Source organism: Agarivorans sp. MS3-6 (assembly GCF_054112545.1).
Genome location: NZ_CM134202.1, coordinates 3719314 through 3731543, shown reverse-complemented (window position 1 = coordinate 3731543; position 12230 = coordinate 3719314). Strand labels below are relative to the sequence as shown.

Sequence of the window (12230 nt, the reverse complement as noted above, 5' to 3'; positions counted from 1 at the left end):
GTTTCGGCTCCTTTACGCGATGCTAAGTAGGACTTCACCTACCGCAACCGCATCACCTTCTTTAACCAGAACCTCATCAATAACTCCGGTTTTAGCGGAACGAATTTCGGTTTCCATTTTCATTGCTTCCATTATCAGCAATACATCACCTTCTTGTACGCTAGCGCCTGGCTTAGCCAGTACCTTGAAGATGTTACCCGCTAGAGGAGCCGGTACAGCCTCTCCTTTGCCACCCGCTGATTTAGCTGGGGCTGCGGCAGGTGCTGCATTAGCCGCTGGCGCTACGCCGTCAATTGAGCCTTCAGGCCCAACATCTACCGTATACAATTGACCGTCTACTCGTACCGAGTAGGTTTCTACTGCACCCGGCTTAACCGCAGCTGCAGGTTTAAGATCATCGGCACTTGGTACCGGTTCAAAGGCTTCAGGGTTACCGCGATTGTCTAAGAACTTCAAACCAATTTGCGGGAACAGAGCATACGTTAGCGCATCGTCAATGACCGCATCAGCCAACTTAAAGCCTTTATCTTTGGCATGTTGCTTAATTTCAGCTTCTAAACGCTCCATTTCAGCTTCTAGAAGGTCTGCCGGTCGACAAGTAATTGCTTCTTCACCGTTTAACACTTTAGCCTGTAATTCAGCGTTCAGCTCGCCCGGTGCTTTACCATAGTGACCGCTTAATATACCGGCAGTCTCTTTGGTAATCGTTTTATAGCGCTCACCAGTGAGAACGTTAAGTACCGCTTGGCTGCCAACAATTTGCGAGGTAGGCGTTACTAACGGAATGTAACCTAAATCTTTACGTACTTTAGGGATCTCAGCTAATACTTCGTCAAGCTTATCGGCCGCGCCTTGTTCTTTCAGTTGACCTTCCATGTTGGTTAACATGCCGCCAGGCACCTGCGCGATAAGAATACGCGAATCGATCCCCTTTAAACTACCTTCAAACTTAACGTACTTCTTACGAACTTCACGGAAGTAAGCGGCAATAGACTCAAGCTTACCTAGATCTAAGCCTGTGTCACGCTCTGTACCTTCTAACATCGCTACGATGGTTTCTGTAGGGCTATGACCATAAGTACAGCTCATTGACGAAATGGCGGTATCGATGATATCAACGCCTGCTTCAATGGCTTTTATATGAGTGGGTAAACTCAAGCCGGTAGTCGCATGACAGTGCAAAGCAATCTCTACATCAGTTTCAGCCTTAAGGCGCTTAATTAAGGTTTCAGCTTCGTAAGGTTTTAATAGACCAGACATATCTTTGATAGCAATTGAGTGACACCCAAGGTCTTCTAAACGCTTGGCAAGGTCTACCCAGTTATCAGTAGTATGTATCGGGCTAGTCGTATAAGAAATGGTGCCTTGAGCATGAGCACCGCAATCTAACGCTGCTTTAACCGCTGTTTGGAAATTGCGAGGATCATTCATTGCATCAAAAATACGGAATACATCCATCCCATTTTTTACTGCACGCTCAACAAAACGCTCTACCACATCGTCAGCATAATGGCGGTAACCTAATAAGTTTTGACCGCGTAATAGCATTTGCTGTTTAGTGTTTGGCATCGCTTTTTTAAGCTCACGTAAACGTTCCCAAGGATCTTCGCCCAAGTAACGAATACATGCATCAAAAGTTGCTCCACCCCATGTTTCTAAAGACCAGTAACCAATTTGGTCGAGTTGCTCAGCAATAGGCAACATATCTTCGATACGAAGGCGGGTTGCTAACAATGATTGATGCGCATCGCGCAATACAACATCGGTTAATGCAAGTGGTTTAGACATTGCGTTAAATCCTCTTTAGTTATTGGGCCTTCCGGTACTGTTGAACAGCAGCTGTGATAGCTGCTAAAACAGTCGCATTATTGGCTGGTTGGGTCGAAGTAGTTGAAGATTGACTAGATTCAGGTAATTCTGCGATTGGTGGGGCAAGTTTAGCTAAGCCCATTACCGCAACAATTAGCAATGATAGAAAAGCGAATACAGAGACCATCCCGATCCCCATCAATGAAGCCGCTTCTATTAACAGCGCAGTCATATCCGTCATAATATTTAATCCACGTCCTTTAAGATTGGCGTAAGAATTACATGCTAACCAATAAAAATCAAACTGGAATTTTGAATAAATATTCAAAACTATAGGGTTGTTAATTTTATATTATCAATGACAAAAACTGCAATAAGCCGGGACATTAGCCTGTATATAGCGAAAGATCCGGCGCGCAACAATCAATTAACAGACCGTTAACACAGCTCAGTCAACAAACATCTATATGTAATTTAGCAGTTTAGCGAAGCCAAAAGTAGCCATTGAGATCACAAGAGTTAGAAATTGAAGATGAATAAGGAGTGAATATTGGATTGCCGTTAGATGGCATTGAATGAGAAGCAGAAAAATGGCGCGCGTGGAAGGATTCGAACCTCCGACCGCCTGGTTCGTAGCCAGGTACTCTATCCAGCTGAGCTACACGCGCGTATTGGGTATGACACAAGCCTAGATGACAATAGGCAAAGCTTCAAATAAAAAATGGCGCGCGTGGAAGGATTCGAACCTCCGACCGCCTGGTTCGTAGCCAGGTACTCTATCCAGCTGAGCTACACGCGCGTTGAAATCGATGGCGGTGAGGGAGGGATTCGAACCCTCGATAGGGCTACAAACCCTATACTCCCTTAGCAGGGGAGCGCCTTCGGCCACTCGGCCACCTCACCTCGACTTCGCTTCAGAAAACCTGCATTGCTGCAAATTTAAGAAGAATGGCGCGCGTGGAAGGATTCGAACCTCCGACCGCCTGGTTCGTAGCCAGGTACTCTATCCAGCTGAGCTACACGCGCGCAAAAACTTGTTGTAACAAGAATGACGAATCATTCCCTTAAATATATGGCGCGCGTGGAAGGATTCGAACCTCCGACCGCCTGGTTCGTAGCCAGGTACTCTATCCAGCTGAGCTACACGCGCACAGGTAACACTCAATAAAAAAAGCTCACATTAACTATGAGCTTTTTAAATAATGGCGCGCGTGGAAGGATTCGAACCTCCGACCGCCTGGTTCGTAGCCAGGTACTCTATCCAGCTGAGCTACACGCGCACAAAACACTTTGTAAACAGTGAAGCGATGCTTCACCTTTTTAATATGGCGCGCGTGGAAGGATTCGAACCTCCGACCGCCTGGTTCGTAGCCAGGTACTCTATCCAGCTGAGCTACACGCGCGTTGAAATCGATGGCGGTGAGGGAGGGATTCGAACCCTCGATAGGGCTACAAACCCTATACTCCCTTAGCAGGGGAGCGCCTTCGGCCACTCGGCCACCTCACCGCGATTTCGGATGCAGATATTACTGCTTCCGAAAATATAGTCAAACCTTTTTTGTCACTTTTCATTTGTTCGTTCAGCTTTCGAACAGATGACTGTATTTTTAGTCATAATAAGTACGAAAATACAGCATACACTGCATGAGCACCGAATAAATAAAAACCAGCAAAATAGTGATCATAGGCTGCAAGAACAGAGCAACAAAAGTCTTACAGACTTCATAAACAACAAAAGGAAGCAAGAGGCTTCCTTTTGTAAAATCTTGCTATAGCGATATGAAACTAGGCGCTAGCATTTTTCTCAGCTTGAATGCGCATGTAAATTTCTTCACGGTGCACAGAAACTTCTTTAGGTGCGTTAACACCAATACGTACTTGGTTTCCTTTCACGCCTAATACTGTAACAGTAACTTCGTCCCCAATCATCAACGTTTCGCCTACACGGCGAGTCAAAATTAGCATTAACTATCTCCTTTAAATTCGTATTCTTGTTCTCTAGCGACTTTAGAAAGCTATTATTTTTTTAGTATTCAGCGTATAGACTAGCTTGTTTCGGTCGCAGAGTCATTATTATTGCTCTAGGTTGTAAGCACTATGCAAAGCACGCACTGCAAGCTCTAAATACTTTTCATCAACCACGACCGATACTTTGATTTCAGAAGTAGAAATAAGTTGCATATTAATGCCTTCTTCACCCAAAGTTTCAAACATCGTTTTTGCGACACCAGGGTGATTCATCATCCCTACGCCTACAATTGATATTTTAGCTAACGAATCTTTACCTTGCACTTCACGTGCACCTAAACGCTCAGACGTGGCTTCCAGTAATTCTTTAGCTTTCTTATAGTCGTTACGGTGCACGGTAAAAGTAAAGTCTGCGGTGTTATCACCCATCGAGTTTTGGATGATCATATCCACGTCGATGTTAGCGTCACCAATAGGGGCTAAAATAGATGCAGCGACAGACGGTTTATCAGGCACACCCAAAATTGTTAAACTCGCCTCATCACGATTGAACGCGATGCCTGAAATAACCGGTGACTCCATTTTATTAACCTCATAACTAATTAAAGTGCCATTACCTTCTGTGAAACTCGATAATACACGTAGTGGAACATTGTACTTACCCGCAAACTCTACGGCACGGATCTGTAAGACCTTAGCCCCTAAGCTGGCCATTTCAAGCATTTCTTCAAAAGTAATGCTTTCTAAGCGGCGGGCTTTAGGTTCAACCCGCGGATCAGTCGTATAAACACCATCTACATCAGTGTAAATTTGGCATTCGTCCGCTTTAAGCGCCGCTGCAATCGCCACTGCTGTGGTATCAGAACCACCACGCCCTAAGGTAGTGATATGGTTTTCAGGGCTACGACCTTGAAAACCCGCTATAACCACTACTTTGTTTTGCTTTAAATGCGCTTGGATGTTTTGGTCATCAATACTGGTGATGCGAGCCTTACCATGTGAATTATCGGTATGCATACGAATTTGGTCACCAGTCATTGACACCGCATCACAGTTTTTCTTCTGTAACGCGATACTTAGCAAGGCAATCGTTACCTGCTCGCCAGTAGATACCAACACATCTTTTTCGCGCTCACTGGCGTTCTCGTCAATTTCTTGCGCTAAACCTAACAAACGGTTAGTTTCACCAGACATTGCAGAGAGAACGACCACAACGTCATCCCCTGCTTCTTTACTGCGGATAACACGATCTGCGACTGCTTGAATACGTTCAATCGTCCCTACCGAGGTACCGCCATATTTCTGAACAATTAGTGCCACTTGCTTTCCTTTTTCCTTAACACTTAATGCTTATTGCTTAAAGCTTCTCTGTTAACCACTGCTTTACCTGCTCGAGCGCGTTAGGTAACCCATCTGGGTTATTGCCGCCAGCTTGCGCCATATCAGGGCGACCGCCACCTTTTCCGCCGACACACTGAGCCGCAATATTCACCATCTCACCCGCTTTAACGCGACTGGTTAAATCTTTGGTTACACCGGCAATCAGACTTACTTTACCGTCGTTTACCGCGCCTAATAACACCACGCCACTTTCCAGTTTAACTTTCAGCTCATCGACACTGCTGCGGAGTGCTTTACCTTCAACGCCATCGAGGAAGCCAACCAATACTTTCACACCGTTGATGGTTTGTATTTGATCTAACACATCATTACTGGCTGCACTGGCAAGCTTGGCTTTAAGTTGAGCAACGTCTTTTTCAAGCATCTTATTCCGGTCGACTAACTGCATCACTTTTTCGCCGATACTGAACTGGTCGCCTTTCACTAAATTGGCGGCCTTTTCCATTTCTTCGGCAATACGGTGTATGAGGTCGATAGCGAATTGTCCAGTTACTGCTTCAATACGGCGAACCCCTGCTGCGATACCCGCTTCGCTGGTAATCTTGAAAAATCCGATATCACCGGTATGGTTTACATGAGTACCACCACATAGTTCGGTAGAAAAATCGCCCATACTCACAACACGCACGTCATCATCATACTTCTCACCAAACAAAGCCATCGCACCGGCTTGTTTAGCTTCATCCAAGTTCATTACCTTGGTAATCACTGGTAAATTACGACGGATCTGCTGGTTAACAAGATGTTCAACTTGACGGATAGAATTCATCGATATGGCTTCAAAGTGCGAGAAATCGAAACGTAAACGTTGCGCCTCTACCAACGAACCTTTCTGGGTAACATGCTCACCCAAGGTTTGACGTAATGCTGCGTGCAATATATGCGTCACAGAGTGGTTTAGCGCGGTATTCCAACGACGACGTGAATCAACTTTAGCAGTAACCACTTTATTCAAGCATAAGTCACCACCCTGCACATACCCCTTATGCACAAAGGCTTTGCCTACTTTGATGGTATCTTCAACCACAAAGCTGCCACCCTCGTACATTAACTCGCCGGCATCACCTGCCTGGCCGCCCGATTCGGCATAAAACGGCGTTTTATCCAACACAATGATGGCTTGATCTCCACCAGCAAGTGACTGCTGAGATTCGCCATCTTTATAGATATCGACAATTTGAACTTCTGCATCTAAGTGCTGGTAACCTAAAAATTCGGTTTCGCTATCGATGATCAAATTATCGTTGTAATCAGTACCAAAATTGCTGGCCTTTTTGGCTCGCTGTCGCTGAGCGTGCATAGCTGCTTCAAACTCAGCTTCATCAACACTCAGTTCGCGTTCGCGAGCGATGTCTGCGGTTAAATCGGCAGGGAAACCGTAGGTATCGTATAACTTAAATACTAAATCGCCAGGAATTACTGAGCCTTTTAGTTCGTTTAACGCTTCATCAAGAATCAGTAAGCCACGGTCTAAAGTTTTAGCGAATTGCTCTTCTTCTAGCTTCAAAACTCGCTCAATAACGGGTTGTTGCGTTTTCAACTCTGGGTAAGCTTCGCCCATCTCTTGAATAAGAGCGGGGAATAACTTGTAGAAGAACCCTTCAGTTGCTCCAAGCTTATTACCATGGCGAACAGCACGACGAATAATACGACGTAATACATAACCACGGCCTTCATTAGCCGGCATGACGCCATCGGCTATCAAGAAACCACAAGAACGGATGTGATCAGCAATAACCCGCAAAGACTTGTTTTCTAGGTCGCTAGTACCAATGATTTTGGCAGCCGCAGCGATCAGATTTTGAAAGATATCGATTTCGTAGTTTGAATGAACACCTTGCAAAATAGCCGCAATACGCTCAAGACCCATGCCAGTATCTACCGAAGGATTTGGCAGAGCTTCCATGGTACCGTCAGCTTGGCGATTAAACTGCATGAATACCACGTTCCAAATTTCAATGAAACGGTCGCCGTCTTCTTCTGGAGACCCTGGAGGACCGCCCCAAATATGCTCACCATGATCATAGAATATTTCGGTACACGGACCACACGGCCCGGTGTCACCCATTTGCCAAAAGTTATCTGACTCAAACTTTTTCTCAGGCGACTTGTCACCGATCCGAATGATGCGGTCTTCTGGTACACCAATTTTGTTGGCCCACAGTGCAAACGCTTCGTCGTCAGTTTCATAGATGGTGACTAACAGCTTATCTTTAGGAAGCTTAACCACCTCGGTCAAAAACTCCCACGCATAGCTAATCGCCTCTTCTTTGAAATAATCTCCAAAGCTAAAGTTACCCAACATTTCAAAGAAAGTATGGTGGCGAGCGGTATAGCCTACATTTTCTAAATCGTTGTGTTTACCACCGGCACGAACACAGCGTTGTGACGTAGTGGCCCTGGTGTAATTGCGCTTATCAATGCCAAGAAATACATCTTTGAATTGATTCATACCCGCATTGGTAAATAGTAACGTGGGATCGTCGTGGGGAACTAACGAACTACTAGCAACGATTTGGTGATTTTTGCTGTTAAAGAAGCTTAAAAATGCATCTCTTACTTCAGCTGAAGTCATCTTCATGAAACTCTTTCCTGGGGGTTTGTAGCAACTCGACTTAGCGGTAAAATGAGGATTACTCGTCGACAAGCGCTTAAAAAGGTGAAACTCTAATTAATCGCGATAATATAGCACGCAGATCCATGCAGGCAAAGTGTTCAACAGTTATTGATGTTTGAGCTCGCTATACAGAATATTGATCAAATCAAATTCAAAACCGCGGCGATAAAGGTAGGCAGTACATTTTTGTTGCAAACTGCGTTCACTAGGAAGACCTTGCTTGTATTTACGCTCAAAGCTTAAGCAGAGGGCTTGATACCAGTCCCAGTCGGGAAGCGCTAACACTTCACTGGCTATGTCTTTTTTAATCCCCTTAGCCATTAAGTATTGTTGCAGATAATTACGTCCATAGCCTCTTTCCAAGCGGGAACGGACTAACTGCATGGCGTAATTTCTATCATCAAGCCACGCATTTTGCAGAGCGTATTCAAGCGCATCTGCAATTTCGCTCTCAGGGTAGCCTTTTTGCTGTAGCTTTAGTAACAGCTGCTGTTGGCTATATGAGCGTCGGGATAAAAGGTCAATTACACTATTAAGCGCACTGCGATTGGTCATAACAAAAAGGAGCCTCTCGGCTCCCCTCTCTAATTACGCTTCAGTATTCACTGGTGCGTCTTCAGTGGTGGCTGCATCTATCGTTTCTTCTACCACTTCAGGCGTCAGCAAATTCTTACGTATAGTCATTTCAATTTCTTGAGCCATTTCTGGGTGCTCCTTTAAGTAAGTAGAAGCATTAGCCTTACCTTGACCAATTTTTTTACCTTTATAGGAGAACCAAGCGCCGGCTTTATCAACCAGTTTTTCTCTTACACCAAGGTCAACCAGCTCACCATAACGGTTAAAACCTTCACCGTACATGATTTGGAATTCAGCCTGTTTGAATGGCGCAGCAATCTTGTTTTTAACCACTTTAACGCGTGTTTCATTACCCACTACTTCATCACCGCTCTTCACGGCGCCAATGCGGCGAATATCCAAGCGAACTGACGCGTAAAATTTCAATGCATTACCACCAGAGGTGGTTTCTGGGTTACCAAACATAACCCCGATCTTCATACGAATTTGGTTAATGAAGATACACATACAGTTAGTTTGCTTTAAGGTACCGGTAAGCTTACGTAGTGCTTGTGACATTAAACGCGCTTGCAAACCTACGTGACTATCGCCCATGTCGCCTTCAATTTCGGCTTTAGGAGTCAGTGCTGCTACCGAGTCAATAACGATCATATCTACGGCACCAGAGCGAGCTAACATATCGGTAATTTCTAAGGCTTGCTCCCCAGTATCAGGCTGTGACACCAAAAGGTTGTCAACATCAACACCCAATTTTTTGGCGTAAATAGGGTCTAAGGCGTGCTCAGCATCAACAAAGGCACAAACTTTACCTACTTTTTGTGCTTGAGCGATGGCTTCTAAAGTTAAGGTGGTTTTACCTGAACTTTCTGGGCCATAGATCTCTACAACTCGCCCCATAGGCAAGCCGCCAGCGCCTAAGGCAATATCAATCGACAAAGAACCAGTAGAAATCGTTTCAATATCCATGGTACGGTTATCGCCGAGCTTCATGATTGAGCCTTTACCAAATTGTTTTTCAATTTGGCCTAGGGCCGCAGCTAATGCCTTTTGTTTGTTCTGATCCATATCGCCCTCGTAGGTGCTTTTAACTATCTTAATGACCAGTAGTATACTGGGTATTCATACAGTATCAAGTTTATTCCAAAAAATTAATAAAAGAGTTTTGCCTATTCGGCTGCCAGCTTTTATCCTTGCTGCTTCGTTTAACCATTACTAAACAATTCGATAAGCCTAATGACTGAAACTAATCTAGAAAAGCACACTCCTATGATGCGCCAATACTTAACGTTAAAGGCCCAGCATCCTGAGATTCTATTGTTCTATAGAATGGGTGATTTTTACGAACTGTTTTACGATGACGCCAAACGCGCCTCAGAGTTAATGGACATATCGTTGACCAAGCGTGGTCAATCGGCGGGTACGCCTATCCCTATGGCAGGTATTCCATATCACGCAGCTGAGAACTATTTATCTCGCTTGGTCCAATTAGGCGAATCTGTTGCCATTTGCGAACAAATAGGTGACCCCGCAACCAGTAAAGGGCCGGTTGAACGTAAGGTTGTGCGAATCATCACCCCTGGTACCGTCAGCGACGAGGCTTTATTAGAAGAAAAACAAGACAATCTGCTGGTGAGCGTGATCAACCAACAGCAACAAATTGGTTTAGCCTACTTAGATATAGCCAGTGGTCGCTTTGTCATTAACCAATTTATTGGTGAGCAACAGCTACAAGCCGAGCTGCAACGTCTAAATCCTGCAGAATTGCTATACCCAGATGATTTTGAGTTCTTCCCTGCCCTGCAAAGCTACAAAGGTTTACGTCGTCGAGGCGAATGGGAATATGATTTAGCCAGCGCCCAAAAAGCCTTGAATCAGCAGTTTGGTACCCGTCATTTAGATGGTTTTGGCGTAAGTGAGTACCCATTGGCCCTCGCCGCTGCCGGTTGTTTGATGCAATACGTACAAGATACTCAACGTACCGCGCTGCCCCACATTAATGCCATTATCGTCGAGAGCCAAAACCAGTTCATTCAACTTGATGCCGCCAGCCGTAAAAACCTCGAGCTCACGCGCAATCTAGCGGGAGGCTTTGAAAACACCCTTAGCTCAATTCTCGACCATAGCTCAACGTCTATGGGAAGCCGCTTACTGAACCGCTGGTTACACCAACCTTTAAGTAACCAACAACAAGTGATTGACCGCCAAGATTGTATTGCAGAAATATTGGCCGCAGATTTGTATACGCCAATCCAAAGCATTCTCAAATCCATTGGTGATATAGAACGCATACTGGCTCGCTTAGCACTACGCTCTGCCCGCCCCCGTGATTTAGCACGCTTACGTAACGCATTTAGTCTTCTGCCAGACCTGCAAAGCGACTTAGCTCATTGCAGCGCGCTCGGTTCAATCGCTAAAAGTATTGGCGAGTTTCCTGAAACACTAAGCCTATTAGAACGGGCAATTATCGATAACCCTCCGGTTTTAATACGTGATGGTGGCGTGATTGCAGAGGGTTACAATCAGGAGCTTGATGAGTGGCGCAACTTAAGTGACGGAGCCACCCAATTCTTGAAAGGCATCGAGCAACGCGAGCGGGAACAAACGGGCATTGCTAATCTAAAGATTGGCTACAACAAAGTGCATGGCTTTTATATTGAAGTTAGCCGACTACATTCAGAGCAAGTGCCAGAGCACTATATTCGCAGGCAAACGCTGAAAAATATGGAACGCTATATTATCGCTGAGCTAAAAGAGCACGAAGAAAAAGTACTCTCTAGCCAAGGTAAAGCGCTAGCACTTGAAAAACAACTATATGACCAACTGCTCGATTTATTATTACCCAGCTTGAGTCAAATGCAGCGCAGCGCACAGGCCATTGCACAACTAGACGTGCTGTGTTGTTTAGCTGAACGTGCCGAAACCTTAAATTACGTGCGACCAAGCTTTACTGACCAAGCCGGTATTAATATTGAAGGTGGTCGTCACCCCGTTGTTGAACACGTCAACGACACGCCTTTTATCGCTAACCCCGTTAAATTGAACCAGCAGCGCCAACTGTTGATAGTAACCGGTCCGAACATGGGCGGTAAGTCAACGTATATGCGCCAAACGGCCCTGATTTGCTTAATGGCCTATATGGGAAGTTTTGTGCCTGCAGAAGCCGTTGAGCTGGGCCCTATCGACAAAATATTTACCCGAATTGGTGCCTCAGACGATTTAGCCAGTGGCCGCTCAACCTTCATGGTAGAGATGACTGAAACCGCCAATATTTTACACAATGCGACGCCACATAGCCTCGTTCTGATGGATGAAATAGGTCGTGGAACCAGCACCTATGACGGAATGTCGCTCGCTTGGGCGGTAGCCAAAGCGCTCAACAAGCTTGAATCTCAAACCTTGTTTGCTACTCACTATTTTGAGTTGACCCAACTACCAGAACTGCTACAAGGAGTGGCAAATGTGCACTTAGATGCTGTTGAGCATCAAGACACTATTGCCTTTATGCATCAAGTACAAGATGGGGCGGCCAGTAAAAGTTATGGCCTACAAGTTGCTGCACTGGCTGGCATACCAAAATCGGTAATTACTCAAGCTAAAAGTAAGCTAAAACAACTCGAAGCCAATGCTCCCACTCCCGCTAAAGGGATTGACGCAGACGGCGACCTAAGCGCTCAATTAGCGATGGACTTAATGCAAGAGACTGAACACCCGGTGCTGACACAACTTAAACACTTGGATCCCAATGACTTGTCACCTAAAGCAGCATTAGATTTATTATTTAATTTAAAGCTCCAAGCTAATAGCTGATAGCTGATAGCTGATAGCTGATAGCTGATTTTAGATAATAAAAAAGGAAGCC

Annotated in this window: 8 protein-coding genes and 8 tRNA genes; 1 reads left to right on the top strand and 15 read right to left on the bottom strand. The window is 45.2% G+C overall.

Features of this window, described 5'->3' with window-relative positions; translation table 11 throughout:
- Positions 1 to 12: 12 nt before the first annotated feature.
- From oadA to recA, 15 genes are all read right to left on the bottom strand, one after another.
- Entirely contained in the window at positions 13 to 1788 is a 1776-nt protein-coding gene (gene oadA, locus ACVFI8_RS17260; protein WP_248712355.1) for a sodium-extruding oxaloacetate decarboxylase subunit alpha, read from the bottom strand.
- Positions 1789 to 1807: 19 nt separating this feature from the next.
- Positions 1808 to 2050 (bottom strand): OadG family protein, encoded by a 243-nt coding sequence (locus tag ACVFI8_RS17255; RefSeq protein ID WP_457872055.1) that lies wholly within the window; start codon positions 2048 to 2050, stop codon positions 1808 to 1810.
- Between the two features lie 350 nt (positions 2051 to 2400).
- Positions 2401 to 2477, bottom strand: a tRNA-Arg gene (locus ACVFI8_RS17250).
- A 54-nt stretch (positions 2478 to 2531) separates the two neighbouring features.
- Positions 2532 to 2608, bottom strand: a tRNA-Arg gene (locus ACVFI8_RS17245).
- Between the two features lie 11 nt (positions 2609 to 2619).
- A tRNA-Ser gene (locus tag ACVFI8_RS17240) sits at positions 2620 to 2712 on the bottom strand.
- 46 nt (positions 2713 to 2758) lie between these two features.
- Positions 2759 to 2835 (bottom strand) — tRNA-Arg (locus tag ACVFI8_RS17235).
- Positions 2836 to 2882: 47 nt separating this feature from the next.
- Positions 2883 to 2959: transfer RNA gene (locus tag ACVFI8_RS17230), tRNA-Arg, on the bottom strand.
- Between the two features lie 53 nt (positions 2960 to 3012).
- Positions 3013 to 3089: transfer RNA gene (locus ACVFI8_RS17225), tRNA-Arg, on the bottom strand.
- 46 nt (positions 3090 to 3135) lie between these two features.
- A tRNA-Arg gene (locus ACVFI8_RS17220) sits at positions 3136 to 3212 on the bottom strand.
- An 11-nt stretch (positions 3213 to 3223) separates the two neighbouring features.
- Positions 3224 to 3316 (bottom strand) — tRNA-Ser (locus ACVFI8_RS17215).
- A 278-nt stretch (positions 3317 to 3594) separates the two neighbouring features.
- The gene (gene csrA / locus ACVFI8_RS17210) at positions 3595 to 3774 is read right to left on the bottom strand and encodes a carbon storage regulator CsrA (RefSeq protein WP_137671596.1); all 180 of its coding nucleotides are present in this window, start codon (positions 3772 to 3774) and stop codon (positions 3595 to 3597) included.
- A gap of 108 nt (positions 3775 to 3882) precedes the next feature.
- A complete protein-coding gene (locus ACVFI8_RS17205) occupies positions 3883 to 5097 on the bottom strand; it encodes an aspartate kinase (protein ID WP_248712357.1) in 1215 nt (404 codons plus the stop codon).
- 37 nt (positions 5098 to 5134) lie between these two features.
- Complete coding sequence (gene alaS / locus ACVFI8_RS17200; protein WP_457872054.1) at positions 5135 to 7759, bottom strand: alanine--tRNA ligase; 2625 nt, start codon at positions 7757 to 7759, stop codon at positions 5135 to 5137.
- A 141-nt stretch (positions 7760 to 7900) separates the two neighbouring features.
- Positions 7901 to 8350 (bottom strand): regulatory protein RecX, encoded by a 450-nt coding sequence (locus ACVFI8_RS17195; RefSeq protein ID WP_457872053.1) that lies wholly within the window; start codon positions 8348 to 8350, stop codon positions 7901 to 7903.
- A 33-nt stretch (positions 8351 to 8383) separates the two neighbouring features.
- Positions 8384 to 9436: a recombinase RecA gene (gene recA, locus ACVFI8_RS17190; protein WP_248712360.1), complete on the bottom strand. Its 1053-nt coding sequence runs from the start codon at positions 9434 to 9436 to the stop codon at positions 8384 to 8386.
- Between the two features lie 168 nt (positions 9437 to 9604).
- On the opposite strand from recA, the gene mutS reads away from it, so the two are divergent.
- Positions 9605 to 12178: a DNA mismatch repair protein MutS gene (gene mutS / locus ACVFI8_RS17185; protein WP_457872052.1), complete on the top strand. Its 2574-nt coding sequence runs from the start codon at positions 9605 to 9607 to the stop codon at positions 12176 to 12178.
- Positions 12179 to 12230 lie beyond the last annotated feature (52 nt).

What these genes read in the sequence shown, in the direction of transcription:
- oadA (WP_248712355.1), bottom strand. Translation starts at nt 1,788, where the DNA reads ATGTCTAAACCACTTGCATTAACCGATGTTGTATTGCGCGATGCGCAT.
- ACVFI8_RS17255 (WP_457872055.1), bottom strand. Translation starts at nt 2,050, where the DNA reads ATGACGGATATGACTGCGCTGTTAATAGAAGCGGCTTCATTGATGGGG.
- csrA (WP_137671596.1), bottom strand. Translation starts at nt 3,774, where the DNA reads ATGCTAATTTTGACTCGCCGTGTAGGCGAAACGTTGATGATTGGGGAC.
- alaS (WP_457872054.1), bottom strand. Translation starts at nt 7,759, where the DNA reads ATGAAGATGACTTCAGCTGAAGTAAGAGATGCATTTTTAAGCTTCTTT.
- ACVFI8_RS17195 (WP_457872053.1), bottom strand. Translation starts at nt 8,350, where the DNA reads ATGACCAATCGCAGTGCGCTTAATAGTGTAATTGACCTTTTATCCCGA.
- recA (WP_248712360.1), bottom strand. Translation starts at nt 9,436, where the DNA reads ATGGATCAGAACAAACAAAAGGCATTAGCTGCGGCCCTAGGCCAAATT.
- mutS (WP_457872052.1), top strand. Translation starts at nt 9,605, where the DNA reads ATGACTGAAACTAATCTAGAAAAGCACACTCCTATGATGCGCCAATAC.